Source organism: Gemmatimonadales bacterium, assembly GCA_036265815.1.
GTDB lineage: Bacteria > Gemmatimonadota > Gemmatimonadetes > Gemmatimonadales > GWC2-71-9 > CAVVWJ01.
In genome coordinates this window covers 13,532-39,031 of the sequence record DATAOI010000061.1, presented here as the reverse complement: position 1 = coordinate 39,031, position 25,500 = coordinate 13,532, and the positions used below count along the sequence as shown (strand labels likewise).

Here is a 25,500-nt window from a genome sequence, read left to right as displayed (position 1 = left end):
AGAACATCTCCCCATTGGCGAAGCGGTTGGGTTTCAGGCGCATCGCAACGCGCTACGACAAACTCGCTCGGAACTACTTCTCAGCCCTGTGCCTCGTTGCCGCCGTGGCATTCTGGCTTTAATCAATTGAGTCTGGACCCTAGACAGTGCGGCGGCGTGATCCTCGCGGCGCATACTTATTGGCACGCCTTTGCTGCAATCGTACTCCCTGGGATCGTGTCCCGACCGCGGCGCCGGGGCCGGAAGAAAACTTCGTCAGGGTCACATGGGCGCCACCTCTCGACCCCTGAGCAGCACCCTTGCGAACGTAATACCGGCCACCAAGCAGATAATGTTTCCGATCTGGCTCAGGAGCACTTTGGCCAGGATGATCTCGCCAAGGACCAGGATTGCGCCGAGCCCGAAACCGAGTGCCGGCCAACGAAATGGACCGGCCGGGAACGCCAGTGACCTTACGGCTAGCGCAGTGCCGATGAAGAATGCGAGCAGAACCGGCAAGAGGGCGACGAAGATCTCGGCCGACTGAAAGACTTCGAGGAGGACAACTGCGGCTGACTGGTCGTGGCCCACGGAGATGAAGCATCCCAGCAGCATCTCAAATACGAAGACCGCCGAAAACGCGCCGACCGAAGCGAGCATGAGAAGGCGTGCAGCATAGCCTGCCGCAGGTCTGTGATCCATCGCCACCTTGGTCAGCGCCAGGATGCCCGGGATGAGTAGGAGCATCCCGGCGAATAAGAGGAGATGAGATACGTACCACCGGAAGACGGAGTCTGCCACGATCGCGACCTGAGCAGCCGCTCCCCAGGTCTCTGCAGGATGGAAGAGGTCTCCGACGCTCATCAGCGCCGGCCCCACTATGAGGCTCGTGGCTCCTGTTACCGCGCGGTACCGGGAGGGGGTAGCATCCATGGCGATACCTCTCTGTGGTTTGAAGTCGCCGAATTCGATACGCCTCACCCGCCGGGGTCCATGCCGCCCCATGCTTTGATGTACTCGCGAGCCATCTGAGCTTGGCGGGGAGTACCTCACTCACTCCGCAACGCCGCGACCGGATCGAGTCTTACCGCCCTGCGAGCCGGCACATACGTCGCGAAGAGCACCACGACGCCCAGGGTCAGCGGCACCAGCACGAAGGTCACGGGGTCGCTGGGCGACAAGCCATACAGCAGCCCTCCCATCGCGCGCGCGACCCCGAACGCGCCCACGAGGCCGATGCCGAGCCCGATCACGCCGAGCCGCGCACCCTCCCCCATCATCAGCCTGAGGACGCCCACCGGCGTGCACCCGAGCGCCAGGCGGACGCCGATCTCGCGCGTGCGCTCGGCGACCGCCCCGGCGACCAGCGCGTACAGCCCAACGGAAGCGATCAGGAGAGCGAGCACGCCGAAGAATCCCGCGATCGTCGCTGCGGTCCGCGACGTCGAGAGTCCGTTGGCGACCGCCTCCTCCAGCGTCGTCTTGCCGAAGGCCGGAAGCGCGGGGTCGAGGCTCGCCAGGACGCCCTCGAGGCGAAGGAGCATGGCGGCGGGGTCTCCTCGCGTGTGGACGACGAGCGTCTGCCAGTCACGGTAGTGCTGGCGTACCGGCAGGTAGAGATGACCGCCGGGCGCGTCACCGATCACGGCGAACTTGGCGTCGTCCACCACGCCCACCACCGTGACCTGTGGTCCCTCCGCTCCCGCGTACCTCACCTGCTGGCCCAGGGGGATCCTGCCCGGCCAGAGCCTGGTGGCAACCGACCGGCCCACGATCATCACCAGCGGTGCGTTGGCGGAATCGCCGGGCGTGAAGTCTCGGCCGTCCGCGAGCCGGAGCCCGAGCGCCGCAATGAATCCATCGGACGTGACGCTGGTGTTGATGCGTGCCGTGCCGTCCCGGGAATTGGCGAGGTCGCCGATATACCAGGCGGTGGTCTGGCCATAGGAATCGAACGGCACCGGACGGGCCAACCCGGCGGCGGCGATGCCGGGGAGCGCCCGGACCCGCGCGAGCACCGCATCGTAGAAGGCCTGGCCGCGCCGCTCGTCGTACCCCTGCAGACCGACGTTGAAGGAGACCAGCGCGCGATCGCGGGCATCGAAGCCGAGATCCATCGCCCGCGCGGCCACCAGACTTCGCACGAAGAGCATCCCGCCCACCAGCAGGACCACCGACAGCGCGAGCTGGGTCACGACCAGCGACCGGCGGAGTCGGGTGGGCCGGCCGCCGGACCACCATGCGGTCTCCGCGCTCGCCGCCAGTGGTACGACGTTCACGCGTGACGCCCGCAGTGCCGGCACCAGCCCGAACAATCCCACGGCCAGAACCGCCACGACGACGGTGAACAGCAGCACCCGCGCATCCGTGCTCGTGGCCAGCCCGACCTCGAACTGCAGCTTGGGCACCAGATACCGCTCGGTGACCCGGTTGGCCTGGAGCAGCGCCAGGGCGATCGCACAGCCGGGGAGCGCCAGCACCGACGACTCGACCAGGAGCTGCCGGATGAGGCGCGCCCGCGAGCACCCGAGCGAGAGCCGGATCGCCGTCTCGCGCGCCCGCGCCGCCGCCCGCGCGAGCTGGAGGTTGGCGAGATTGGCGCAGATGATCGCCAGGATGACGAGGGACCCGAACAGCCCCAGCGCGGACGACAGGACGAGGACGCTCGGCTTGACGTAAGCCGGATGGTCGAACCCGACGCCAGCGGGAACCAGCATGGCGGTCAGGTCGGCGTTGGTCGCCGGATAGGAGCCCGCCAGCTGCCTGGCGAACACCTCGGCGGCCGCCCGGGTCTTCGCCCGATCGGCGCCCGGCTTCATGCGCCCGAAGACCATCAGGTCGCCGCCGCCGCGTCCCTCGAGCTTGCCGGCGGAGCCGGGCTCGATCACCGCGTGCATGCCGATGGGTACCCACATCTCCGGCCAGAAGCCGAACATCCGAAGTCCGCGGAACCCGCGCGGCGCCACGCCGGTGATGGTGAACTCGGTCCCGTTGAGGCGGACCACGCGGCCCACGATGTTCCGGTCGGCCTGAAACCGCCGCCGCCAGCAGTCGTAGCTCACCACCACGAACGGATTGGCGCCCTGGTGCGCGTCGGCCCCCTGGAAGAATCGCCCCGCGGCGGGCGCCATGCCGAGCACGGTGAAATAGTTCTCGGTCACCATCTCGCCCCAGACCATGTCGCCGGCCAAGGACCCGGAGGCGCCGGGGATGGCGACGTTGAGGGGGACCCCCGACATGCCCGCCAGGCCCGCGAACGCCCCGCTCCGCTCGCGATAGTCGAGATAGTCCTCGTAGCCTATCTCGCCGATCCTGCCGGTCCGTGTGTCCCGCTGGAACAGGGCGACGAGCTGCTCGGGGGCCCGCGCCGGTATCGGGCGGAAGAGCAGGGCGTTCACGTAGCCGACCACGATCCCGTTCACCCCGATGCCGACGCCCAGGGTGAGGGCCACCGCCAGCGCGTAGCCCGGACTCCGCCGCATCGCGCGCAGCGCATAGCGGAGATCGGCACCGAGATCGTCGAGCCAGCGCGCCCCGCGCTCGTCGCGCATGGTCTCACGGTGTGCGTCCAGGCCGCCGAAGGTGAGCTGTGCCTGTCGCCGCGCGATCTCCGGCGGCAGCCCCTCTCGCACCAGCCGGGCCTGCTCCATCTCCAGGTGGAAGCTGAACTCTTCCTCCATGCGACCTTCGGCATCGCTCGGCCGGAGGACGGCGCGAAGCCGGGCGATGAGGCCCTGGACCCGGCTCACGAGCCGTGCTCCAGCACCAGGCTGATCGCCGCCGCGAAGCGCTTCCATCGGTCCACTTCCTCGCCCAGCGCGCGCCGGCCCTGCCGCGTGATGGTGTAGTAGCGGGCTTGGCGGTTGTTCTCGGTGGATTGCCACTCGCTCTCGATGTCGCCGCGGTGCTCGAGGCGCTGGAGCGCGGGGTAGAGCGATCCCTGGTTGGCGTCCAGGCGCCCGCGAGAGAGCTCCTGGATGCGGAGCCCGATACCCCACCCGTGGGCGGAGCCGAGGGAGAGAGCCGTGAGAATGAGGAGATCGATGCTGCCGCGCAGCGCATCGGGCTTGGCGGACCGTGGCATGACCCAACCGCCTCTCGTCTGTGTTCTAGAAGTCGAGAGGAGTATCGGGCGGGGTTCTCTCGGAGTCAAGAGGAGTGCGGCGAATCGCGACCGGAGCGGGTCCGCAACAGCCACCAGATCAGGCCAGCCGTCATCACGCACAGGGCCGCAATGGCGAGATCGACTTCGGCAAAGGTGAGGGCCGCCTCGGCCCCCGATGGATCGTGATTCCGCCAGAGCCGCCATTGCTCCCAGGCCTCATACGCACCGACCACCTTACTCCCAGCGATGATCCCGGAGAGGACCACGGCGCCGTACCGGAGCACGTTGCGGAGAGGCCAATTCAATGCTGGGGGAGCGTGAGAGGGTGTCGGAGTTGAGGATCGACCGGTTCACCGATATCGGACGATGGCTCCTCCTTGTCCGATCTCGCTGGTCATGGGTCTCGAGCTGAGCAGCCCGAGCTCCCGGGGCCGGCACCGGCCGACCCCGAGAGCTTCGATATCGTCGGGCCTATTGGCTGCCGAACTTGCTCCCCAAGCCCTTCACCGCCTCGGCCATTCCGCCGGCAGCGCTCCCGGACAGAGCACTGTCCAATTGGGAGGCAATGGGCCCGGGCAGGCGGGTCTTGAGAAAGCCAAGCACGGTATCGACAGCCATGCGCGCCTTGTCCGGCGCGAGTCCAGTTCGTTGGGCGACCTGGTTGATGAGCTCATCCATAAGGCACCTCTCGGTAAGAGAACAAGTCGGTCAATTGACTGTCAATTCAAACATACCCAAGTGGAGCATGCGCTGCCGGCCCGCATTCAGAGGACCTCAGCTTTCCATCTTGTAGACCTCGCGCCGCCCAGAATCCACCAAGTCGTGATAGTCCTTCATGATGCTCTCCATTTCTTTCATGGCGTCCTGATTCTGCCCCCCACCCTGCATCATGCGTTCGAAATCGCCCATGCTCTCGACCTCCATCTCGGCCACAACGGTCCAGTACCGTTCTGCAGAGAAATCGGTCATGACGCGCATCTTTGGCATGCCCACCTTGGTACTGAGCTTGTTCATGGCCAGGAACTTCTCAACCATTGGGCGCACTTTGCCCGGCTTACAGTACATGATCTCGCGAACGAGCAGCATTGAGGTCTCCTAGGTCTTAGGACGGCGGATTGAGGGCAATCGCTGAGCGGTCGTCGATCAGTCGTGCGCCTTGATCAAGCCTTCGATCACTTCGGGTTTCTGCCTCAGCAGTTGCGCCATATGCGTGCGCACGAACTCGGCCGCGAGAGCCACCGATTCGTCCGCACCGGCCTTGTCCTTGAAGACGCCGAATGAGGCGCCCTCACCATCCCCGGTATCCAGCCAGAAGTAGCGGTCGAAGCCCTTGGCTTTGCGGATGATGGGCACGAACTGTTCCTTGATGAGCCGATCGATCTCGGCGCTGTCTTTCTTGTCGAAGTGGTAATGGCGAATGACGGCAAACATGGGATCTCCTTTTGCGTGGTGAACTTGTCGTACATAGCAGCTTAGCGTGGCATCAGGCCGATCGCGAGCCCGCAGTTCCGAATTCTAGGTTCCGCTGAACGCGGGCGCTGGTCAGCGGCAAGCGTGGGTTAGGCGGCGCGAAGGAAACCGTGGACCGAGGCCGTCCGGCTTCTAGGCGGCAGCTGCCTGCGCTGGTGAGGCCGCACGCTGCCGGCATCGGCTAATCACCTCAGCTGGGTGATGCCAAGACCTCATAATGATGGACCATCTGGTCAAAGCGGACGAGCGCGGCTCGAGCCTCCGGTTCAACAACCGCTCGCTCCGGCTGTTCGCCGGCGAAAGCACGGATTGCGTCCATGGATTCCCAGAGGGTGAGCACCAGGAACTCAACCTCCTCCGAGTCACGGCGACGCAGCAGGTAAAGACCCCGGTAGCCCGCCAGCTGCTCGAGCTTCGGCTTGACGGACTGCAGGAGGTGATCGGGATATGCCTGGGCTTCGGTCGCGGCCCCATAGCCGCGCCACGTTCGCACAACCATAGACTCTCCAAGCGCCTTGAGAGGCCGTCAACCTGCTCTCATTCCGACCGGCGAAGTCGCGTCAGCACCCGATCCAAGGCAGCGGCAAAGGCCTGCTTGGCTCGGGCGTCGTAGGGTGCTGGTCCGCCCGTGACGATGCCGGCGATGCGCGCCTGCTCCATGAAGTCCCGCACGGACAAGCGCTCACCGATCGTTTCGGCCGTGTGTTCCTCCCCGCGGGGATCGAGTACGGCGATGCCTTTGGGCACCAGCAAGGCGGCCAGCGGGACATCTTGTGTGACGACCAGGTCGCCCGCGGCTGCCTGGCTGGCGATGTGCTGGTCGGCGACGTCGGCACCACCGTCCACCCACACCGCGCTGACCAGCGAATTACCGGGTGGTGTCTGGAGCCGTTGATTGGCGACGAGAACAGTTTCGATCGCCAGCCGTTTGGCCGCTCGAAACACCAGTTCCTTGACGTCCCGGGGTGCCGCGTCCGCATCAATCCAGATCTTCAGATCACGCTCGCGTCTTGGGTTGATCCCCAACCGCTGGCCTCGGTTTGCGGGCGTAGCCGATGTAGGACACGGAGGTATCCGGACTTTCGCCCAGGTCCATCTCCCGGACGGCCGCCGCATAGCTCAGGAGGCCTCGTTTCCGTCGGCGCAGGGCACGAATGAGACGAAGCGGGTTAGCCCGGGGCTTGAGCCCGGTCAGCCCGCCCGGCACGAAGCCGTGCTGCACTAACTCGCGCCGGAGTTCGGTTGGACGAATGAACCGCTTCCAGTCATGCAGATCTGGTGGCATCAGGGCGGTCCATCGCCACTCTTGAAGCAGCTTGATCACGATCAATCGGCTCTGAGGAGTACGGTTGATGGTGTCATACAGATAGGTTCCTCCAGGCCTCAGCACACGCGCGGTCTCCGCGATGACCTGCCGTACGTCGCTCACGTGCTCCAACACATCGCAGCAATAGACGACCTCGAAACTTTCGTCCGCAAAGGGGAGCGCCTCGCCTAGAGCACACTGGTACCCGATCGCGAATCCCTGACTGGCTGCATGCCTCCGCGCCACCGCCAGTGACTCCTCCGACGGATCCACTCCTGTCACGACGCAGCCCAAGCGCGCGAACTCCTCCGCCAAAAGCCCGCCGCCGCAGCCGATATCCAAGACGTGTAGGCCGACTGGGGCCAGCCGCAACTCCTCAACGAGCATACGCCGCATGTAGCCGAAGCGCGCGGGATTGAGCGCGGCAAGTGCGTGCAGGAAGCCGGCCTCGTCCCACCAGCTGTCCGCCATCCGATCGTAAACGGCGTTGTCTATCGGCACCCGTCCCTACCCTGCCGCAGTTGCCGCCACCAATGGAGCCCCGAGCGTCCGATCCCCGCTCTGAAGAAGGCCTCAGGCTCACTCAGTCCCGGTAGCTACCTTTTCGGCTCATACCGCATCGCCACCGCCCCCGAGCCGAACTCCAGCCGGCTCACCAGCTTCAAGTCGACAGGCTTCGATAGCCCCGCGAACAACGTCGGCCCATGGCCCACGAGCCTGGGCTGCACCACGAGCTCGTACTCATCGATCAATCCCAGCTCCGCCAACGCCAGCGGGAGCTTCACGCCTCCTACTAACAGTCCCTTACCCGATTCCCGCTTGAGCTGCTGAACCGCCTTCCCCAGATCCCCGCGTAGGAGCTCCGCGTTCCAATCGACCCGGTCCAGGGTGCTCGACACGACGTACTTCTTGGCCGCGTCGATTGTCCGGGCGAAGGGTTCCATCCAATCAGGCCTCGCGCCCGTCCGCGCCGGCGGGCGAAACGCTGCCTCCATCATTTCGTAGGTCACCCGGCCAAAGAGGAGGGCATCGGCCCGGTCGAGGTTCTCGACCGCGTGCTGATGCAACTCTTCATCCGCGATCCCTGCACGATGATCGCAGCACCCGTCTAAAGTGACGTTGATGGAATACCGAAGAGGTCGCATTACGTAAGAGTACCACCGATGGGGTAGCTAGCAACTGGGGCCCTTTACCCTCGCCGACCGGCTCCTGGTCCGCACGAACGTACGCATGACGCTCTCGGGCGCCGCCTAACGCGACGGATCGGGGCGGACTGCGATCTAGGCCACGAGGTAAGATCCGCGGTCGCCGCGCCACTAATAGGGAGAAAGACATCCCGGGAGCGGCGCCAAAGGCCTTCATCTCCCCGCGAGGGCCGCCGCTCCCTTCGTGGGCTTAGCCAGGAGGTAGCAGATGTCGCAGTTGAGTGGCCCGCATGAGCAGTCGGAAGGGTCCGCCACCCTGCAGGCGGCGGTGGAGGTGACGTACGGTACTGTCGCCGTGGACGGCCTGAACATCGCCTATCGCGAAGCAGGCGATCTCACCCACCCCAAGCTCGTCCTGCTGCACGGGTTCCCGGCGTCGTCCCACCAGTACCGCAACCTCCTCCCGGCGCTGGCGGACCGGTTCCATGTGATCGCGCCGGACTATCCCGGTTTCGGGTATAGCGACCGGCCCGATCCCGCCACCTGGCCCTATACCTTCGATCGATTGGCAGATGTGGTCGAACGGTTCCTCGCGATCAAGGGCTTCGACCGCTACGGTCTGTTCGTGCAGGACTACGGCGGTCCGGTGGGATTCCGGATCGTGGGCCGCCGGCCCGAGGCCCTCGAATGGCTGGTCATCCAGAACAGCAACGGCTACGAAGTCGGGTTCACCGGTGCGTGGGACGGCTTCCGGGGAGCGCTGTGGAAGAATCGGTCTCCCGAGACCGAGCGACCCCTTGCCGCGTTTCTCGAGCACGACGCGATCAAGGGGATCTATCTCCACGGCGCCCGCCGGCCCGAGCTGATCAGCCCCGACAACTGGGCCTCGGACGACGGCTTCATGCGCCGGCCGCACGCGGTCCGGATCAATCTCGATCTTTTCTACGACTATCGGACCAACGTGCCACTGTATCCCCGGTGGCAGAGGTTCCTCCGCGAGCGGCAGCCCAAGACGATCATCTTCTGGGGGCAGAAGGACATCTTCTTCACGCCCGAAGGCGGGGAGGCCTACCTCCAGGATCTGCCGGAGGCCGAGATGCACCGCCTCGACGCGGGTCACTTTGCCGTCGAGGACCATCTGGACTACATCGTGTCACACATGGGCACCTTCTACGAGAGCGCGGTGCTCGGCCAGCGGTAACGCCGCGCCCTGGGGAAAAGACGTTCGGGTCCGCCCCGTTGCGGCGTCCTGGATAGCACCTGGCGCCTGGGCTTCGGGAGCTAGAAATTCCGGATCATGCTGCCGGGGCTGGATCTTGAGTCTGCCGCCTGGATCGCCGACCTGTCGTCCGATGGGCCGGCCCGGGACGGCGCCACGGCTCGACTGCACGACATCCTGCTTCGCGTGGCGCGGGCCGAGTCGGCCCGCCGCCGCGCGAGCTTGCCGAGCCTGAGCGGTGGGGAAGTGGACGATCTGTGCCTGCAGGCCGCGGATGACGCGCTCATGGCGATCCTGCGCAAGCTGCCCGAGTTTCGCGGCACGGCACGTTTCACTACGTGGGCCTGCAAATTCGTCATCTTCGAGATCTCGACCAAGCTTCGGCGATCGGCATGGCGAGGCCGCCGGGTCGAGATCGGCGAGGCCGCGTGGGCGACGATCCCCGATCGAGGCCCGGCGCCACTGGGTACTCTCCTCGACGCGGAGCTCGGCGCCGCACTGCAGCGGGCAATCAGCGGGTCGCTGACTCCAGCACAGCGGGAGATCTTCCAAGCGGCGGCGATCGACGAGATCCCGATCGACGTGCTGGCCGAGCGGCTGCATCGCACGCGGGGAGCCATCTACAAGATGCTGCACGATGCGCGGAGCAACCTCCGGCGGGCACTGATCGCCGCCGGGTACGAAGGGGCGGTGTCATGACGGGCGCGCCCCTCGACCGTCTGCTCGGCACCCCGGGCCGCGACCCCGGTTGCGATGGGGCGTTCGAGCAGCTGGATCAATACTGCGAGGCGGTGCGCCGGGGTGAAGACGTCGCGGACCGCTTCACCCCCTTCCTCACCCATATCGCCAACTGCGCCGCGTGCCGCGAGGACACCGAAGGAATGCTGGCCGCACTCGATCGGCTGGAGCGGTCGGAGGAGTAAGCTCGCCTCGTGCGGCCGCTACGGCTCGGGTCCATCGACCAGGCTCGGCACGGCGAGGCTTCAGCTGCCGACCACCCATGCGGGTGCGGGTGGGTGTGACTCGGATTGATCACTCCAGCCGGAGAGCGGAGCAGCGACACGTAGGCGCCTCGCGCTGTCGAGTCGTTTACCAGGCGCGTGCGAAGCACCCTATACCGCCTTGTAGCGGCATCGGCAGAAGCCAGGTACTCCGTTCACTGTTCTTTGGCAGCCGGTGTGCGGAAGAATGCTCCGCGCCCGTGCCTCTGCGAGAGTGAACCGGAACGTCCCCAATTCGGATGAACCACTCTCATAGCCGCCGGTGCTTCGACAGGCGCCACAGGCATCCCCCTGGTAGGAGACCGTCAAGACGACGTCCTCTTCGGTTGCAGTCCTGCCCGCGTGGGATCCCGACAGGATCGCTTCTAGCATGCGGCGATCGAGCAATGCCTCGGCGGAGCGTCGAAGGGCCCACTCGAACTCCTGATCGAGGCGGGCCATGAACCACGCACATTGATGCCAATGGATCTCTGCTGCGGCAACGTCATCCCTGGGCGCCAAGGCGATGAAGAGATCACGAGTCACCTGCGCTAGACCGTCCTTGTCATTCTGGGCTGCGCGCAGTTGTGGGAGGAACTGGGAGACCACCTTAGCGTTGGCCGGCGATTTCTCCTTCAAGGAGTCAAGGGCCTTGGTGACGGTGTGTTGGGGTTCCGTAAGCAAGGTGGAGCGAAAGACCGATTTGAAGGCCGGGTACATCCAGTTGTTGCAAGCTCTACACTTGCTCCGCGCTCGAGGAATCCGCGATAGCGCTACCTGACACGTTGGACAAGCCAGAGCGGTGGCATTTGCCATTCAGCCATCCCTAGTTAGGAGTTCAGCGATGCTCGTGCGGTGCGCCTGACCCAGTCGCGGTCGACCACGATGTCATGGATCTGCGGATTGGCGACTAGCATTTCGGCATAGACCAGGCTTGGCGCCCCGGGACCCCCGCTCAGGAAGATGATGGGATCCTTCGGACCGGCACTTTGACGGGGGTGGACGATCATGAATGCCAGCTCGATGCCTCGAGCTGGCTGATCGTAATTCTCGGGTACCTCGAGCCGGCCGCACTCGACCGGTAGCAGCGGTTTGCTCGAATCGAATGGCCAGGCGACCCGCTCGCACGACCTTCGAGCTTGAAATGGGGCGGCCGCCTCGAGCGCGGTGGCCCCAAGTAGAGCGGTGCTCGACCTCGCCAACAAGAGGTGCCGAACGACGCTCTGGAACACTCGGAAGCGCGAGCTCTCGGCCTGTGGCGCCTTCATCAGAAAAGAGTCGCACCGAACAGTGCGGCGGTCAACTCAGACGGTCACTCAGCGCGGCGCTCCCGGGCCGGAGCTCACTCCGTCCGGCGGGCGTGATGCGAGATACGCGGCGATCGCAACCATGTCACTCGGCGACAAGTTGACAAGAACTGGTTGCATCAATTGTGCGGCGTCACCGTTGCGCGTGCCCTGCCGCATGTCCCACATCTGCCGCATCAGGTAGCTCGGCGAGCGTCCGGCGAGGGGAGGAATGTCCGCCACGCCTGTCAGCTTCTCGCTGTGGCAGATGATGCAAGGAGTTGTCTTGCGGTGGCTGGATGTATCGCCGGCCGGGTTCACACCGCCACGCAACACGAGGTCCTCCCCCTTTTTGAGACTTCCGACCGGGGCGTAGGCGAGGAATCCCGAACGCGGGTTCCGGTTCAACTCTGCTTGCTCGATGTCCTCCGGCACCTCGATGATCCGACCGGCGATCGGCTGCGTCTTCTCCCGTTCAATGGGAAGAAACAGGTTGCCTTCGATGCGGGTCCTCGGGACGAGATCCGTCTCGACAACGCGGATCCATGGCGCCCAGCTCATCGACGCGAAGTAGTTCGCGGCCTGCTGGGCTTCGTCGCTCGTCAGGTTCGTCGCCAGCGCGATCATGGTATTCGTATTTGGCTTTCTTGGATCGGCGCTGTGCCGCTTCCGGTCGCGGAAATCCCGCAGTTGACGCAGGAAGTACGCGACTGGAAGTCCGGCGACGCTTGCGTTTTCCGGGCGGCCCTTGCCGTTGGGCAAATGACAGGATCCGCAGCCGCGTCGCGCGGCACCCATTCGCGCCGGGCCGTGCGCGATCACGTCGGTCATAGGCGGGTGGTCGTCCGGGAACCAGTCGATGACGTTTTGGAGGTCCCGAACGTCGACGAGCGAGTACGTGGCGTTGCTTCCCGGCAGGTGTCGCGGTCGCGTCTGCTCCGCCGAATCCTCGTTGGCGCGAAGGGCGTGGGTTGGGCTCGGCTGCGGCTGCGCTTTCTCGCCCGGCAACGGCGGACGGTCGAAGCCGTAGGCCCAAAGGGGTTCCGACGCGAAATCGATGCTGGTCCGCCTACCCGGGCGCGCGGTCGTGTCACCTGTGTGCGAAATGGCCGCCGATGGTGACTTCGGAAGTCGGCGAACGTCGTAGTACCGCGCGACGGCTGCTCCGAGGAGAAAGCATGTGATTCCCAACACGGCTGTCGTTACAGGTCTGCGCACACGCCTTCTCGCACGATTTGGGTCGCCATGAACGGCCCGGCAGGATCCGCCTCACTGCCGAACACGTAGTCGCCCAAAATGCGTAGTCCATCCGTTGGTTTGGGCACCCGCGGCAGGCGACTCTGAGAAAACCTACGTTCCAGAGCGCGCCAGCGGAGAGTGGCCGTTAGCGGAGCTCGACCGCTTCGCGCTTGTCGGCTGCATTTTGCGGATGAGGCCGCATCCTGACCGGGACGTCCGTTCGTTACGCGAGCCGTGTGTACGTGAGCTGGAGATCGGGCTCCCACCGTTCACCACGATTCATCTCCCCTTTGCCCACCATACGCTTGCCCCCGTCGACAAGTCGGGCAGTAAATCGTTGAGAGAAGCCGGAAGCGTCACGCGACCACTGCCACTGGTCGCTGCGCAGCGCAACGATGTAGCGGCGGGAAACCCCTCGCTCGTCGAAATACAACATGGAGCATTCCTTGGCATCGTCGTCTGTTCCGAAGATCGCGATACCGCTTGGGACGTCTGGTTCGTCGATCTCGGAGCGCATGATGAGGAAGGCCCCCCCGTCGGACCAGGCGAAGCTAGTACGACCATGGAGAGTTTTGCCCGGCAGCATCGGATGCGAGCCTTCAGTGCGCCATTCGCCGATAAGGAAGCTCAGGGGCTTCAAGGCCGGGTTCGGTCTCGCCGCTTCGGATCCGATAGTAGTGGTAGCCATGCGATATCAATACCGGAGAGGGTGGTCCTGCGCCCTTAGGGCGCGCGCGTGCCTTCCGTCGGACGGCGCGCCACCGAGTCGCCGCCGCTCATCGTGTATCGTGCCTCGGTGGTGCCCACCAACTTGCCTTCTTGGAGTCGGAGGACCGTGCGCGCCCGGACTTGAACACCCTTACGCAGGGCACTTTCGTACGGGCCAGCTTCCGTGATGATGCTGTCGCCGCTGACGGCCACGACGCGCACCGGAAGGGTCTGTCGGTTCGGCCGGGTCAACGTCCACCCCGAGGAGTCCGCCGTGGCGGTGAGCTCGGACTCAACGACGTTGCCTCCGGCCTCATCCATCGTCCGCAGTCTCCACTTCCCGGCAATTGCGGCGAGCGAAATCTCGGCTCGAGACTCGGCTGTTGCCGGAGCCACGGCCGTTGTGTCTCGAGGGGGTTGGACCTGGGGTTTTCCGCAGCCGGCGAGGATGGCCGCGCAGCAGAAGGCGAAGTGGCGCATGATAGCCTCCGGGATTCACGTCCAAAGGAGCGGCGGGATCAACCTACGCCCGCGGTGCGGCGAAGGCAAACGGCCTCGTGAATGTTGGCGGCGGCTCGCGGATTAGGCCGCAACCTGCACGGGACCGTGACGGCGCCAGCAGAACCAGCGTGCAGCCAGGAATGTTACGCCCACCGCATAGAGACCTGGCTCGACCATGGTACCGGTTCTCAAGACCCACCCGGACAAGCGGTTGTCATGCCGCAGCGCAAGGCCGATCAGGAGAAGCCACCACATCAAGTGGGCGGTGGTCAACGCCACGCCGAAGCGCACGTCCCTATCCCTGGAGGCCATGAACATGTGAGCGCCGCCGGCCAACCACGCCAAGAGGGCCGGTACGAATGAAAACGCGCCAATGATGTAAAGGCCGAAGCCTCGCTCGCCCTGTGGGTGGATCCAGTCGGCGACAGCCCACAGACAGTAGGTGCCTACCGTCACCCCGCTGGCGAGGAACAGACCGAAGACGACATCGAGACTCCGCCGACCGTGCCGCGTGCCGGGTGACATCGGGCCTCCATGCTCAGAATGCTCGCTCGAATACAGCTGTTGATGCAGTGCGTCGGTATACCGTATCGCCTCACGAACGGCCCACGTCTCCCGCCATCGCTCCCAGCCGAGCATCACGAAGCAGCATAGGGTAACTGCGCCCCAAGCGATCACCAGATGGCTGGCAAACGTTACGAGCTGCTGGGCCTGTGGCGGGTGCCCGCGTGCAGCGGCCACCAAGGGTCGAACCATGCCGATCAGGAGTCCGATGCCACCCAGAGTAAGTGCTGCCCGTAAGCCTTCGTGGATCGGCCGGGTGCCGAGCCCATACTGCTCGCGGCGTAGGACCTCGACGTGGGCCTTGAGCCGCCGGATAGCCGTCTCGCGCCCCTCCGGAGGTGACTTCCCGTGGGCTAGCTTTCCGACTTCCTCGTGTAGCAGGTTCACCCGCTCGTCCATGGTCATGGGGTCATCCGCGGTAGACGCGCCGGCGGCCTAACGACATGCAAATCAGCTGCAGGCCATCATGCTGGCGCCCGCACTAACCAACGGCTCCGCTGTTTGGCCTCGAGGGCCCCAGCGCCCGCGCCGCAGTCGTAGGGTAGCTTCTGAATGAGAAGACGCGGAACATGTGAAACCTGCCCAGGATGCTCGTTCCTATCGAAGGCATCCTGCGTGTATTCTCCAATAATCCTTTCCCAGAAGGGAAGGCCGATCAGGTTTGCTTCTGACACCCGCACAATCCACCGCCCAGAAAGGCGGTTCCAGAGAAGAAATGCCGCCCGGCGACCAATGCCCGTGCGGCGGTACGAGAAGGACGAAAACTCCGCCACGTCAAGATCCTCGGGGTCGTCGGTGGCCGGTGAGCCCCGAGTAACCAGCACGAAACCCGCAATCTGAGCGCGACATCGGATCAAGAAAGCGAAGTGCGTGGAGGGCTCGGTCCAGTAGAGCGGCAGCTTATCGTACCCCAACTGACCGTCGGCCCTGACCTCGATTGGGAAAATCTCGCTCAGTTCGCGTAGGTAGAGCTCCAGCAAACTGGACAACACGGTTGCGTCGTCCGCGGTTGCGGCTACTAGGGTCACTTCCTGCGAGGGGACCACCGGACCTCCTCTGCGGCCGTCCGGCCTGCCGGCTGCATACGTGGGTTAGGCGGCGGCCCAGCGAGAAGTCAGTCAAGCGGGGGCCTAAGGCGCGGACCACGCGCCTCCCAGCGCGACATAGAGGCCGGCAGCGACGAGCAGTACCCAGCAGCCCCAATAGAGCCACGCGGCCCAGCGGGGCAGTTCGACGCCTTCGGCCACCTCCAGCCGATGCTTCGCGTACATCCCCCAGCCATGGCTGAGGAGCCCGAGCAGCAGGAGCGGGACCGCGTACCGCTCCAGGCGGCGGGCAAACAAGAGCGCCATCCCGGCGCCGAGCACACCGGCGCCGACCCCGGAGAGCACATCAGCGCGCTTAAGTCGACTCGATGCTCGGATCACCTGCGCCGCTCCCCTTGGCTCCTGTGGAATCTTGTGCCGTCCGCCTAACGACATGCAAATCAGCTGCAAGCGACCCGCTCGCCGTGCACTCCCCAAGGTTCCATTGAATCGCCACTGGAGTGCTGCCTTCATCGGAGACCGGCTTGGACGCGCTTATCGGCTGCATGCGCTGGTTAGGTCGCATCCCGCGACGAGCGCCGCCCGCGTTCGCGCCACAGCCCCCACGCCAGCCCGCCCAGCAACCCAACCAGGCCGAGCACGATCCCGGGCAGCGGGCCCTGATTGGTTCCGGGACCAAGCCATCGCGGCCCGAAGAACCCCAGGGCGAAGCCGATGACCCCCATCCCACCTGCCCGCAAGGCCACTCGCCCGGACGCTGCCAGTCGGCGCGCGGCTCGTGCAACATCGGGGCCGAACGCACCGGAGCCGTATACATCCGCCCGCAGTAGCGCGAGCAGAAGCTGGATGCCGCGCATGGCGCTCCCTTCGTGCATCGATCTAACGGTCCTTTGTCGCCGCTGGCCCGCGACGCCCTCCAACCGCTGACGGCTGACCCCCGCGGGATTTAGGCGTGGTCCGCGACGGCGGTCACGCCCTTCTTGCGGGCACAGTGAGCGCAACAGTAGAACGTGTTGTTCGCCTCGATCCCGTGCCCCACGATTTTGCAGCCGCAGTGATCGCACACCGGGGCCAGGCGATGAATGGCGCACTCGAAGCTGTCGAAGGTATGCGTCTGTCCCGCAGCGACGACTTGGAAGGACAGGTAGTACTCGTTGCCACAGACTTCACAGGCGGTCATTGGGAACCTCCTTGCGATGGGCAGCTCGGGCGCTGCCACTCTCAAGACTGCCCTGGCAACGACCTGTACGCCAGCGGCCTAACGCACCGCGCATCAGCTGCAAGCGACCCGCTCGCTCATGCACTAACCTACGTTCCGCCGCCCGCCAGCGGCGGATGGCGGTTGACGGGGCTCAACAAGGACGCGCTTGTCGGCTGCATGCGCTGGTTAGGCGGCGACTTTCGGACCCCGGAGATACTCTCTAACCCACCCAAATCGGCGCAAAGCACTTCTGATTGATGAAGCATGGGTGTTCTTGAGAAATCCGAGCATCCGAAAAAGCGGGACAAGATTCTCGAACATAGTGCTTTGAACCTCAACCGGCCATTCAAAGCCCATTCTGTTTGGGACGAAGACTTGATCGAGGAACGGTCCAAAACCCTCAGGCCAAGAGCTGCTTTTGACGCCCGGCGCGTGACGACGATAGACTGCAGTGAAGGTCGGCAACCCACAAAAGTTGGCGGAGTGTCCACTGTGAATGATTTAACGACAAGAGGGCCGGCCAACGATCCCCAGGATTTGGAGCGATTGTTGGTAGCGAGAGAGAACGCGGGAGATGTTACTGGCATGACGGCGTTGTTCGAGCCGGACGCGGTAGTCGACATTGGCGGTGGAACGTTCCTGCGTGGCAAAGAGGCCACTCACGAGTTTTTTACGAAACTCCAGGTTACGGGGTTTGGACCGGAAAAACGAAAGTTCGAGTTCGGAGAACAGCGACCGGCGCTCATTTGCGGTGATCTGGCCCTCACCTCGACGCGCAGCCGTGATGGTACCGTGACCTCGGAAGTTGCGCGGCGCCAGAAGGATGGGACGTGGCTATGGGTGATTGACAGGTATTCCGTCTCGTGGTGATTGGCAGGTATGCCGTCACCTAAGCGCTCTCTTGCGCGGACGCTTCAGTTGGTTCCGAAGCAGGCCAACCAGAGCGAGATACCATACAAGAGTCAGTGCGGGCAGCGGGCGCGTCATCTGGCGCTCCTCGAAGGGCTGGCCTGCGGAGCGTCGTCGTTCGACGTTACCCTCTCAAGCTAGCCTCTTCGTGGAACTCAGATGACGGTGCCCTGTCCAACCCTGGCGATGCACGACAGCGGGTCAATCCTCGAGCAGCCTCTTGAACCGGGGATCGTTCCGCAGCGGGTCGAACGTCGGATCCAGGCGGAGCCAGCCGGGCGAAAGGTAGAACGGCACCCGGAGCAGGGGCTCGAGCTGGTCCAGCGCCTTCTCCGGCTCGCCGACCAGAAGGTAGATCCGCACCAGCTGCAGCTGGACGTACGGGCCGAAGTACGCGTCCCGGCTGATCGGCCAGAGCTCCAGTCCCAGCCGCCCTTCACGGACCGCCTCCGCCTTCCGCCCGAGGTATGCCAGCGCCAGCCCCAGGAGCACGTGGCGCTGCCCGTCGTCGGGCGCGGCCCGGCTCTGCGCCCCCAGCGCGAGACGCGCCGAGTCGGCATAGGCGAGCGCCAGGGAGCGCTCACCGCGCAGGTGATGCAGCTCGGTCTGCACTATCCCCCAGCTGCCCCGGTCGCCATCGAAGGCGCTCGGCTGAGTCGCCAGCACCAGGCGCTGCTGCTCGTCGTCCAATAGCCAGTAGAGATCCTGGTAGGCCGCGAGGAAGGGGAAGAGCACCGCGGGATCGATCCGTCGCGCGGCCGCACGCACCACCGCGCGCGCGCTGTCGCGATCGCCCCTGCCCACGGCGCTCATCACCTTGAGGGAGACCATGCCGGGACGGCCGGGCTCGAGCGCGAGGGCCCGATCCGCGGCGGAGTCCGCGGCGGAATAGTGCCGGAGAAAGAGGTGGACCCCCACCAGTCGGCGGACGGCGTTGGCGGACCGCGGGTCGAGCTGGGCCGCGCGCGCGAGACGCGGGACCACGCCGTCCCAGTGCCCCAGGCTCGTCTCGGTCATCGCGGCCGCGCCGAGCAGGTCGACGTCGCGAGGCGCGAGCTTGAGGCCCTGCTCGTACTCGGCCAACGCCCGTGCGTTGTCGATCGGGTTGACGCTCCCATAGTAGTCGCCCAGCGCCAGGTAGGCCGACGGATCCTTCGGCCCGAGCCGCCGCGCGCGCGCCGCGGCGACCCGGGCCTGGTCGCCGAGCGCCGGGTCGGGGACCCCGTTTGAATAGAGCGAGGTCCTGGCGCGGGACAGTTGGCTCCACGCCTGCACGAATCCGGAATCCAGGGCCACCGCGCGCTGGTAGAAGCCGACCGCCCGGCGGAGGCTCGACGGGTCACCCTTCATATCCTGCGCGGCGTCCTCGCCCTTCAGGAACGCGTCCCACGCGGCGAGGCTCTCGGTCGGCCGGGTGGTGAGCTCGCGCCGGGTGCTGTCGGCGAGCGCCACGCCCAGCGCGTCGGCCACCTTGGTCGCGATGTCGGCCTGCACCTGGAAGACATCGGTGAGCGAGGCGTCGAACTGCTGCACCCAGCGGGTGCGCGCCGCCCGGCCCGAGCGCGCGTCCACCAGCTCGGGGGTGACCCGAACGCGATTGGCTCCCGCCGCCTTCTCCCACCGGACGGTGCCAGTCAGGAGGTAGTCGGCGCCGAGCTCCTCCGCGATCCTGCGGGGCTGGCGGGTGGTCCGGCGGTACTCGAGCGAGCTGCCGCGCGCGATCACCTCGATCCCGGCGACCTGCGCCAGCTTGGTCCGGATCTCGTCGGTGACGCCCTCGGAGAAGTACACGTCGGCCGAGTCGCCCAGGTTGTCGAACGGCAACACGGCGACGACTGGCGCGTCGCGGTCCGGAGGCGAGCCGGCTGAGTGCATCCGGCGCCAGGCGAACAGCGCTCCTCCGGCGAGGAGGAGCCCGGCCACCAGGACCATCGCCGCTCTGGACCGGCCCGGGTTCCGTCGCGCCGGCGCTGGCGTGGCCATCGCGGCGGCCTGCGGCGGCGGAGTCGCGCTCAGCGGCTGGTGCAGCCCCTGGGCGAACTCCGTTACGGAGGGGAAGCGCTCGGCCGGCGCCGAGGCCATCGCCTTTCGGATGGCTTCGTCCACGTGTGGCGGTACGGCGTCGCGGAGCGCCCGCGCGCTGGGTGTCGGATTGCTGAGCCGCTTGGCCACGATCGCCTCGAGGCTCCGCCCGACGAACGGCGGCTCGCCCGTCAGCATCTCGTACAACACGGCCGCCAGCGCGTACTGGTCGGCCCGGCCGTCCACCTCTTCGTCGTTCGTCTGTTCCGGGCTCATGTAGAACGGCGAGCCGAGCGGGGTGCCGGTCCGAGTCAGCCGCTCGTCGGCGTCGAGCGCGCGGGCGATCCCGAAATCGGCCACGAGCGTCGTGCCGTCCCGGGTGAGGAGGATGTTCTCGGGCTTGACGTCGCGGTGGACCACGCCGTGCTGGTGGGCGTACTCCAGCGCGCGGGCAGCTTCGGTCGTGATGCGGAGCGCGTCCTCCAGCGGGAGCCGGCGCTCACGGTTCAGCCGGTCGTAGAGCGATTCGCCGTCCACGAACGGCATCGTATACCACAGCCGCTCCACGCCGGGTTCGCTGGTCCCGACGCTCCCCGAATCGAGCACGGTCAGGATATGGGGATGCTGCAGCCGGGCGGCGAGGCGGATCTCGCGCTGGAATCGCTCAGGGGCCCCGCCGGCCAACCCGGGGAGCAGGAGCTTGAGGGCGACTGGACGATCGTGGCGAACGTCGTGGGCGAGGTAGACGACCCCCATGCCGCCGCGGCCGAGCTCGCGCTCGATCGCGTAGCGGTCGGCGAAGGCGTGGCGGACGGAGTCCGGCACTTCCATGGGGGAAGGCTCCGCGGGGAGGATGCGGTACTAGGAACGCGAAAGTAAGTAAGCGGGGGCCGTAGGATGGCGCCAGCAAGGGCGGCTATAGGCGAGCACGCAATCGAAGCACCACATGGCCGCTCACGAATGCCACTGAGGCTAAGCAGCCCGCGTGTGACAGCGCGAGCACCTCTCGACATTGCCACCCATGCTTGAGCAGCCGCCTAACGCACCGCGCATCAGCTGCAAGCGGCAAGCTTCCCGCCCGCACAATCACTTCGTTCCATTATCCATCATCGGCGCTTCCCGCCCGAGCGGATCTCACCAGGACGCGCTTGTCGGCTGCATGCGCTGGTTAGGCCGCTTCCGGTAGCAACTCTGGTGTATCGAGAGCGCCACCTGCACTCTCTGGCGGACCGCGAATCTGGGCCTAAAGATCTACGAGCACGTTGAAGCCGCCGGTGAACATACGCTTCATGTCAAATGGCATTGGGTCCTTCATCATCTTCTGCATGCGGACGTCCTTCATGACCTTTGCGTTGACGCGATCCCGATGAGCCCGTGATTTGTATACGATCCAAGAAAAGACCGCCGTCTCGCCGGCCTTCAATTTCGCCGCGCGCGCAAAGGACACCCCAAATTTCACCTTTAGGTCATCGCCAGCACATTCTCGGTACTCGAGAGCACCATGCTCCCGCCACACCCGCCCGGCGCGCTGCGCGATCCGCCGGTACATTTGGAGTTTGCGCTTGGGGACAGCTAGAAGAAAACCGTCGACGTACCGCATCGGAGCCCTCCATGTTTTGCCGGCAAGAGACCGTAACCACGCGAAAAGCGGCCTAACGACTTGCGCATCAGGTGCGGGCCCTCATGCCGGCGCCGACACAAACCTTCGGTTCCTTAGTAGCGCTCATCGGAGGGCGCCGCCCGAGCGGAGTTCCGCCGCCTCCCGCCCGTCGGCTGTATGCGCGGGTTCGGCAGCGCCGCCACTTGGTTCCTGAAGGCGATTCAAGTTCTCGTGCTCTGTTCCCGCAGGCCCTGCGCCTCGAGCGTCAGAGAGCGCTCGTTGAGCCCGCGCGTCACACGTGCAACCAGGCCGCCAAGTAGGCCTGCGAACTGGACTGACAGCGTCGCACGTGCCCCTTGGCTTATAGGTTCAACGCTGTGCCTCGCGATGACCCGCACACCCGGACTTCTCGTGACCCAGGTGAAGCTGCGTCCCTCCACGAGCTCAGAGACGTGCCATACCGCTGCTGGCAACCTCGGCTGCTGAATGCGTGCCCGACTTCCAATCGCCAGGGGGCCATGGTCAAGCCGCTGGATTCGCGTGACGGTAGGGGTCCACTCGGGCCAGCGCTCAATGTCAGTCATGACCGCCCAGACTCGGTCGGGCGGTGCTGTAATATCAACCGCGATGCTGAAGTCAGTCATGCTCGGTCATAGATTAGGCGAGTTGGCGCTGCCGAACGACTTGCGCATCAGCTGCAAGCGGCAAGCTTCACGCCCGCACAATAACTCCGTTCCTTTATCGTCATCGACAGGTGCCGACCGCACGGAGCCTCACTCGGACGCGCTTGTCGGCTGCATGCGCGGGTTAGGCGGCGACGCGGGCGGATCCACCAATCACGACCTGCCAGGCGTTTTCAGAAGAAGTACAGGTCTATTCCCGCCGCGCGCCAAGCGGCACCATAGAGTACCGTGATAACCACATTGCCTTCGCGTTCTCCCTCTCGGACAGGTCCCTTGGCGTAGCAGAGCCATTCGATCCGACTACCCAGCCGTGACATCTGACGACCGGTGACATTCTCGCAGCCGAGGAGGGTCCAGGCCTGAAGCCCCTTCAGCAAACTCGCAATCCGTTCTCTCCGTGATGGTGGCGTCAGCGCCCTGAAGGCGGGCGTGACTTCGGCCGAGTCCCTGGCAGCCGCAACGTCACGCACCAGGTCCTCGATTCCCCTCGGGGGAGCTTGCCCCGGCAGTCGGCCGGGCAGCAGATGGGGCGGTGTCAGCACTGGTTCCAGAATTCCCGCAATCCCCGAGGCGATCCCTTCCGGGTTCGCCTCGTCCAGATTCGTCAGCACGATGACCGTCAACTCAAAGTCGGGGTACCGCTGAAGTGTTGCCTGAAAACCTCCCCATGCTCCGCTGTGACCGATCCGCCGATAGCCCCGCTGTTGCGTGAGCTGCCAGCCCAGTCCGTAGGGGTAGGTCCAGCCCTCGTTCAGCCGGACTGGGGTCCAACTCGCCTGGACGCCAGCGCGGCCCAGCGGTTTCCCGTGATTGAGCGCAATGGCCCACCGGCTCAGGTCTCGCGCGCTAAAACTCAAGCCTCGGTCGGCCGTCGCGCTCAGCGATGGTGACGTCCAGTCCCGGTTCTTCAGCGTTCCGCGCTCGAAGCGATAGCCCGCCGACCGGTTGGGCACGATAGCGGTGTCAGAGTTGACCCGTGCGGCCCGCATGTCCAACGGACGGAAGATGCGGTCCCGAAGGAGATCGCCGTAGAACTCCCCTGTCACCCGATGAATGATGACGCCGAGCAGGGTGTACCCGGTGCTGCTGTAGCTGTAGCTCGCGCCCGGCTTAAACAGGAGCGGCTGAGCTGCCGCGAGGCGCACGAGCTCCTCATCGGTATAGTCTTTCCGGAAGTCAAGCGTGTCGAGGGACTGATCCGAGACGCCGGAGGTATGCGTGAGAAGGTGTCGCATCGTCACCCCCGACCAAATCGTGGACCCCTCTGGCAAGTATCGCGTGATTACGTCATTAAGTCCGAGGCGACCCTCTTCGGAGAGGAGGACGATCGCGGCTGCGGTGAACTGCTTCGAGATTGACCCCACCTCGTACACGGTGCTGTCGGTGGCCAGCACGTGATGCTCCACGTTGGAATAGCCGTAACCGCGGGCTAGAATCACACTGTCACCCCGGAGTACCGCGATCGACAGCCCGGGGATGCGCTGGCGGGCGAGCTCGGCGCGGACGTAGTGATCCAGGGAATCCACCCCCGTACCCGTCTGGGCAGTGGCGGGGAATGCGATGAGCAGCAGGCTCAGCGGTATCCCGACGCGCGAGAACACGCGAGGGTGCTGTGCGGATATGGAACTCACGATGGGCGTCCTCATAGAACCTTGTTGTCGCTGCCCAACGACTTGCGCATCAGCTGCGGGCAATCACGCTCGTGCTCGCAGAAACCTTCGCTCCGCTTCATCCTAAAAGGGACGCAGCGCCCGAGCGGAGCTCAGGACACGTCTGGCCCGTCGGTTGCATGCGCGGGTTAGGCGGCGCTGGCAAGGCCTAACTCCCGCCTGTCATGGTTGAGCTCGCGAGGGTCATCCACCCATGTTTGCGATAGAACTCACACCGGGAGGATATCGAGTGTGCCCGGTCAACCCCCCGGCAGAATGTTGGGATTGAGCCGAAAGAGATTGCCCGGGTCATATTGCTTCTTGAGCGCCGCGAGGCGCGCGTACTGCGGCCCGTACGCCGCCATCACACGGTCTTCTTCGTCCTCGTTGAGAACGTTTATGTATGCGCCGCTGGCATATGGGCGCAAGGTATCATAGAGGCGCCGCACCCAACTGACTGCCGCGTCGTGGAGCTCGGGCACAGGCCAACCCGCGATGGCGAAGCAATCGAAGCCCGGCTTTCGGAGCGGGAATGCCGCAGCCGTGAGCGGCGTGCGGCTGACGGCGCCATGCAGGTGATTCATCTCGAACTCCGCGGCAGGTGGAACATCGGCGGCCAGGCTCGTAACGGCTTCGATCAGTTCATCCGGCAGGTCGGAGACAAACCCGCCCCGCGCTGTGCTCGGGAAGCCGGCAGGCGGACCCGGGTTTCTGAGACGGTACTGATGGTACTGGACCGGTGCGACGCTGTCGGCTTGCGGCTTCGCAAAGCTACGCACGGTGTGAAGCATCGGGGCGGCCGAAACGGCGTTGCCGATATAGACCAAATCGAGAACGAGCGCTGGCGTGCGGTCGACGCCGGTGAACGTGAGACCGCACGTTACCTCGTCGGGTGCAGAGGGGGCAAAACTTCGATAGGCACGCAGGACGGTCGGCGCCTTGCTCAACTCATAGACCAGCCGGCCCGCTACAACCTCGGTGACCGGGTGCGCGCGTAAGCGAAACGAGGTGACCACACCAAAGTTTCCACCGCCGCCGCGAAGCGCCCAAAAGAGATCGGGATTCTGGTCTGCAGACGCCGTCACGAGTCGCCCGTCAGCGAGCACGATGTGAGCCGAAAGAAGGTTGTCGCAGCTCAACCCGTACTTGCCGCTGAGTGCACCCTCCCCGCCACCGAGCGTGAAGCCTCCGATTCCGACCGAGCCGCAGCCGCCGAGCACAACGGCCAGATCCGCCGCCTTGGTGGCGGTATCGACCTCCGCGGTGACCAATCCCGGCCCCAGATCGACGATTCTTTTGTTCCGGTCGACCTGAAGGGCCTTCAGGCCCGATAGATCGATGACGAGCCCACCATCGCAGGTCGAGTGCCCTGCGAAGCTGTGGCCGCCTCCGCGTATGGCGACCAGGACGTTTTCGGCCCGGGCAAAATCCACTGCGTGTTTGACATCGGCAGCATCGGCGCATCGGACGATCAGACCCGGCCGTCGGTCGAAGCGGGCGTTCCAAATCCGCCGAGCTGATTCGTACCCGGGATCGGAGGGTCGAACCAGCGCTCCCTGCAGACTGGCGGCAAAGTCTCGGATCGCTCCATCGGAAACCACGTCCATGCTGCGAAGCGCAGTAACAGCGGGGCGGCGCCGAGTACAACCAAGAGGGCTGAGCCCACCGATCGAGATCGTGACTCCGGTGCAACTTGCAAGCTTCACGAAGTCCCGGCGACTCATGGGTCTGGGCATCGTGGGCTCCTTTCCGGGCTGCCACAGCGTACCGACCGCTCCGGCACTGTGTTCGACATGACCTAAGCAGCCTGATTTATGCGTCTGCCTATGACATGCGCATCAGCTGCAGTCCCTCAAGCCCGCGCTCGCGCCAACCTACGTTCCACAGC

General features: G+C 65.2%; 29 protein-coding genes. 4 read left to right on the top strand and 25 right to left on the bottom strand.

What is annotated here, in order from left to right:
• Nucleotides 1–261: 261 nt before the first annotated feature.
• From VHR41_13720 to VHR41_13670, 11 genes are all read right to left on the bottom strand, one after another.
• Entirely contained in the window at nt 262–960 is a 699-nt protein-coding gene (locus VHR41_13720) for a hypothetical protein (protein HEX3235254.1), read from the bottom strand.
• A 68-nt stretch (nt 961–1,028) separates the two neighbouring features.
• Nucleotides 1,029–3,728: an ABC transporter permease gene (locus tag VHR41_13715; protein HEX3235253.1), complete on the bottom strand. Its 2,700-nt coding sequence runs from the start codon at nt 3,726–3,728 to the stop codon at nt 1,029–1,031.
• Complete coding sequence (locus tag VHR41_13710; protein HEX3235252.1) at nt 3,725–4,063, bottom strand: PadR family transcriptional regulator; 339 nt, start codon at nt 4,061–4,063, stop codon at nt 3,725–3,727. Before VHR41_13710 ends, VHR41_13715 begins: the two co-directional genes overlap by 4 nt.
• Nucleotides 4,064–4,128: 65 nt before the next feature.
• A complete protein-coding gene (locus VHR41_13705) occupies nt 4,129–4,389 on the bottom strand; it encodes a hypothetical protein (protein HEX3235251.1) in 261 nt (86 codons plus the stop codon).
• A 166-nt stretch (nt 4,390–4,555) separates the two neighbouring features.
• Nucleotides 4,556–4,762: a hypothetical protein gene (locus VHR41_13700; protein HEX3235250.1), complete on the bottom strand. Its 207-nt coding sequence runs from the start codon at nt 4,760–4,762 to the stop codon at nt 4,556–4,558.
• Between the two features lie 96 nt (nt 4,763–4,858).
• Nucleotides 4,859–5,170 (bottom strand): hypothetical protein, encoded by a 312-nt coding sequence (locus VHR41_13695; protein HEX3235249.1) that lies wholly within the window; start codon nt 5,168–5,170, stop codon nt 4,859–4,861.
• A 57-nt stretch (nt 5,171–5,227) separates the two neighbouring features.
• A complete protein-coding gene (locus VHR41_13690) occupies nt 5,228–5,515 on the bottom strand; it encodes a hypothetical protein (protein HEX3235248.1) in 288 nt (95 codons plus the stop codon).
• 229 nt (nt 5,516–5,744) lie between these two features.
• On the bottom strand, nt 5,745–6,053 hold the full coding sequence (locus VHR41_13685; protein HEX3235247.1) for an antibiotic biosynthesis monooxygenase: 309 nt from the start codon (nt 6,051–6,053) through the stop codon (nt 5,745–5,747).
• A gap of 38 nt (nt 6,054–6,091) precedes the next feature.
• Nucleotides 6,092–6,580, bottom strand: coding sequence for a YaiI/YqxD family protein (locus VHR41_13680; protein HEX3235246.1), 489 nt, complete (start codon nt 6,578–6,580; stop codon nt 6,092–6,094).
• On the bottom strand, nt 6,552–7,361 hold the full coding sequence (gene ubiG, locus VHR41_13675; protein ID HEX3235245.1) for a bifunctional 2-polyprenyl-6-hydroxyphenol methylase/3-demethylubiquinol 3-O-methyltransferase UbiG: 810 nt from the start codon (nt 7,359–7,361) through the stop codon (nt 6,552–6,554). The genes VHR41_13680 and ubiG overlap by 29 nt, the downstream gene beginning before the upstream one ends.
• Nucleotides 7,362–7,456: 95 nt before the next feature.
• Nucleotides 7,457–8,005, bottom strand: coding sequence for a dihydrofolate reductase family protein (locus VHR41_13670; protein ID HEX3235244.1), 549 nt, complete (start codon nt 8,003–8,005; stop codon nt 7,457–7,459).
• A 268-nt stretch (nt 8,006–8,273) separates the two neighbouring features.
• Between VHR41_13670 and VHR41_13665 the strand changes: the two genes are divergently transcribed.
• From VHR41_13665 to VHR41_13655, 3 genes are all read left to right on the top strand, one after another.
• On the top strand, nt 8,274–9,206 hold the full coding sequence (locus tag VHR41_13665) for an alpha/beta hydrolase (protein HEX3235243.1): 933 nt from the start codon (nt 8,274–8,276) through the stop codon (nt 9,204–9,206).
• Between the two features lie 96 nt (nt 9,207–9,302).
• Nucleotides 9,303–9,923 carry a sigma-70 family RNA polymerase sigma factor gene (locus tag VHR41_13660; protein ID HEX3235242.1) on the top strand — a complete coding sequence of 207 codons (621 nt, stop codon included), beginning with the start codon at nt 9,303–9,305 and terminating at the stop codon, nt 9,921–9,923.
• Nucleotides 9,920–10,147 (top strand): hypothetical protein, encoded by a 228-nt coding sequence (locus tag VHR41_13655; protein ID HEX3235241.1) that lies wholly within the window; start codon nt 9,920–9,922, stop codon nt 10,145–10,147. Before VHR41_13660 ends, VHR41_13655 begins: the two co-directional genes overlap by 4 nt.
• Before the next feature lie 189 nt (nt 10,148–10,336).
• On the opposite strand, the gene VHR41_13650 is transcribed toward VHR41_13655, so the two are convergent.
• The 10 genes from VHR41_13650 to VHR41_13605 form a co-directional block, all read right to left on the bottom strand.
• Entirely contained in the window at nt 10,337–10,924 is a 588-nt protein-coding gene (locus VHR41_13650) for a hypothetical protein (GenBank protein HEX3235240.1), read from the bottom strand.
• Between the two features lie 110 nt (nt 10,925–11,034).
• Nucleotides 11,035–11,472: a hypothetical protein gene (locus VHR41_13645; protein HEX3235239.1), complete on the bottom strand. Its 438-nt coding sequence runs from the start codon at nt 11,470–11,472 to the stop codon at nt 11,035–11,037.
• Between the two features lie 48 nt (nt 11,473–11,520).
• Nucleotides 11,521–12,321, bottom strand: a complete 801-nt coding sequence (locus VHR41_13640; GenBank protein ID HEX3235238.1) for a hypothetical protein — start codon at nt 12,319–12,321, stop codon at nt 11,521–11,523.
• A gap of 631 nt (nt 12,322–12,952) precedes the next feature.
• A complete protein-coding gene (locus VHR41_13635; GenBank protein ID HEX3235237.1) occupies nt 12,953–13,417 on the bottom strand; it encodes a hypothetical protein in 465 nt (154 codons plus the stop codon).
• A gap of 35 nt (nt 13,418–13,452) precedes the next feature.
• Nucleotides 13,453–13,758 (bottom strand): hypothetical protein, encoded by a 306-nt coding sequence (locus VHR41_13630; protein ID HEX3235236.1) that lies wholly within the window; start codon nt 13,756–13,758, stop codon nt 13,453–13,455.
• A gap of 261 nt (nt 13,759–14,019) precedes the next feature.
• Nucleotides 14,020–14,907, bottom strand: a complete 888-nt coding sequence (locus VHR41_13625) for a hypothetical protein (GenBank protein ID HEX3235235.1) — start codon at nt 14,905–14,907, stop codon at nt 14,020–14,022.
• A gap of 59 nt (nt 14,908–14,966) precedes the next feature.
• Nucleotides 14,967–15,548 (bottom strand): hypothetical protein, encoded by a 582-nt coding sequence (locus tag VHR41_13620; GenBank protein HEX3235234.1) that lies wholly within the window; start codon nt 15,546–15,548, stop codon nt 14,967–14,969.
• An 84-nt stretch (nt 15,549–15,632) separates the two neighbouring features.
• Complete coding sequence (locus VHR41_13615; GenBank protein ID HEX3235233.1) at nt 15,633–15,929, bottom strand: hypothetical protein; 297 nt, start codon at nt 15,927–15,929, stop codon at nt 15,633–15,635.
• 173 nt (nt 15,930–16,102) lie between these two features.
• Nucleotides 16,103–16,405, bottom strand: coding sequence for a hypothetical protein (locus VHR41_13610; protein HEX3235232.1), 303 nt, complete (start codon nt 16,403–16,405; stop codon nt 16,103–16,105).
• A gap of 89 nt (nt 16,406–16,494) precedes the next feature.
• Entirely contained in the window at nt 16,495–16,728 is a 234-nt protein-coding gene (locus tag VHR41_13605) for a hypothetical protein (protein HEX3235231.1), read from the bottom strand.
• 285 nt (nt 16,729–17,013) lie between these two features.
• Here VHR41_13605 and VHR41_13600 point away from each other — a divergent pair, with 285 nt between their 5' ends.
• Nucleotides 17,014–17,619 (top strand): nuclear transport factor 2 family protein, encoded by a 606-nt coding sequence (locus VHR41_13600; GenBank protein HEX3235230.1) that lies wholly within the window; start codon nt 17,014–17,016, stop codon nt 17,617–17,619.
• A gap of 240 nt (nt 17,620–17,859) precedes the next feature.
• On the opposite strand, the gene VHR41_13595 is transcribed toward VHR41_13600, so the two are convergent.
• From VHR41_13595 to VHR41_13580, 4 genes are all read right to left on the bottom strand, one after another.
• Complete coding sequence (locus VHR41_13595) at nt 17,860–20,511, bottom strand: serine/threonine-protein kinase (protein HEX3235229.1); 2,652 nt, start codon at nt 20,509–20,511, stop codon at nt 17,860–17,862.
• 412 nt (nt 20,512–20,923) lie between these two features.
• Nucleotides 20,924–21,280 carry a DUF1428 domain-containing protein gene (locus VHR41_13590; protein HEX3235228.1) on the bottom strand — a complete coding sequence of 119 codons (357 nt, stop codon included), beginning with the start codon at nt 21,278–21,280 and terminating at the stop codon, nt 20,924–20,926.
• Nucleotides 21,281–22,136: 856 nt separating this feature from the next.
• Nucleotides 22,137–23,594, bottom strand: a complete 1,458-nt coding sequence (locus VHR41_13585; GenBank protein HEX3235227.1) for a serine hydrolase domain-containing protein — start codon at nt 23,592–23,594, stop codon at nt 22,137–22,139.
• A 278-nt stretch (nt 23,595–23,872) separates the two neighbouring features.
• Nucleotides 23,873–25,219, bottom strand: a complete 1,347-nt coding sequence (locus VHR41_13580) for an FAD-binding oxidoreductase (protein HEX3235226.1) — start codon at nt 25,217–25,219, stop codon at nt 23,873–23,875.
• Nucleotides 25,220–25,500 lie beyond the last annotated feature (281 nt).

What these genes read in the sequence shown, in the direction of transcription:
- VHR41_13710 (HEX3235252.1), bottom strand. Translation starts at nt 4,063, where the DNA reads ATGCCACGGTCCGCCAAGCCCGATGCGCTGCGCGGCAGCATCGATCTC.
- VHR41_13700 (HEX3235250.1), bottom strand. Translation starts at nt 4,762, where the DNA reads ATGGATGAGCTCATCAACCAGGTCGCCCAACGAACTGGACTCGCGCCG.
- VHR41_13695 (HEX3235249.1), bottom strand. Translation starts at nt 5,170, where the DNA reads ATGCTGCTCGTTCGCGAGATCATGTACTGTAAGCCGGGCAAAGTGCGC.
- VHR41_13690 (HEX3235248.1), bottom strand. Translation starts at nt 5,515, where the DNA reads ATGTTTGCCGTCATTCGCCATTACCACTTCGACAAGAAAGACAGCGCC.
- VHR41_13685 (HEX3235247.1), bottom strand. Translation starts at nt 6,053, where the DNA reads ATGGTTGTGCGAACGTGGCGCGGCTATGGGGCCGCGACCGAAGCCCAG.
- VHR41_13670 (HEX3235244.1), bottom strand. Translation starts at nt 8,005, where the DNA reads ATGCGACCTCTTCGGTATTCCATCAACGTCACTTTAGACGGGTGCTGC.
- VHR41_13665 (HEX3235243.1), top strand. Translation starts at nt 8,274, where the DNA reads ATGTCGCAGTTGAGTGGCCCGCATGAGCAGTCGGAAGGGTCCGCCACC.
- VHR41_13660 (HEX3235242.1), top strand. Translation starts at nt 9,303, where the DNA reads ATGCTGCCGGGGCTGGATCTTGAGTCTGCCGCCTGGATCGCCGACCTG.
- VHR41_13655 (HEX3235241.1), top strand. Translation starts at nt 9,920, where the DNA reads ATGACGGGCGCGCCCCTCGACCGTCTGCTCGGCACCCCGGGCCGCGAC.
- VHR41_13650 (HEX3235240.1), bottom strand. Translation starts at nt 10,924, where the DNA reads ATGTACCCGGCCTTCAAATCGGTCTTTCGCTCCACCTTGCTTACGGAA.
- VHR41_13645 (HEX3235239.1), bottom strand. Translation starts at nt 11,472, where the DNA reads ATGAAGGCGCCACAGGCCGAGAGCTCGCGCTTCCGAGTGTTCCAGAGC.
- VHR41_13640 (HEX3235238.1), bottom strand. Translation starts at nt 12,321, where the DNA reads ATGACCGACGTGATCGCGCACGGCCCGGCGCGAATGGGTGCCGCGCGA.
- VHR41_13635 (HEX3235237.1), bottom strand. Translation starts at nt 13,417, where the DNA reads ATGGCTACCACTACTATCGGATCCGAAGCGGCGAGACCGAACCCGGCC.
- VHR41_13630 (HEX3235236.1), bottom strand. Translation starts at nt 13,758, where the DNA reads ATGGATGAGGCCGGAGGCAACGTCGTTGAGTCCGAGCTCACCGCCACG.
- VHR41_13625 (HEX3235235.1), bottom strand. Translation starts at nt 14,907, where the DNA reads ATGACCATGGACGAGCGGGTGAACCTGCTACACGAGGAAGTCGGAAAG.
- VHR41_13610 (HEX3235232.1), bottom strand. Translation starts at nt 16,405, where the DNA reads ATGCGCGGCATCCAGCTTCTGCTCGCGCTACTGCGGGCGGATGTATAC.
- VHR41_13605 (HEX3235231.1), bottom strand. Translation starts at nt 16,728, where the DNA reads ATGACCGCCTGTGAAGTCTGTGGCAACGAGTACTACCTGTCCTTCCAA.
- VHR41_13600 (HEX3235230.1), top strand. Translation starts at nt 17,014, where the DNA reads ATGGGTGTTCTTGAGAAATCCGAGCATCCGAAAAAGCGGGACAAGATT.
- VHR41_13595 (HEX3235229.1), bottom strand. Translation starts at nt 20,511, where the DNA reads ATGGAAGTGCCGGACTCCGTCCGCCACGCCTTCGCCGACCGCTACGCG.
- VHR41_13590 (HEX3235228.1), bottom strand. Translation starts at nt 21,280, where the DNA reads ATGCGGTACGTCGACGGTTTTCTTCTAGCTGTCCCCAAGCGCAAACTC.
- VHR41_13580 (HEX3235226.1), bottom strand. Translation starts at nt 25,219, where the DNA reads ATGGACGTGGTTTCCGATGGAGCGATCCGAGACTTTGCCGCCAGTCTG.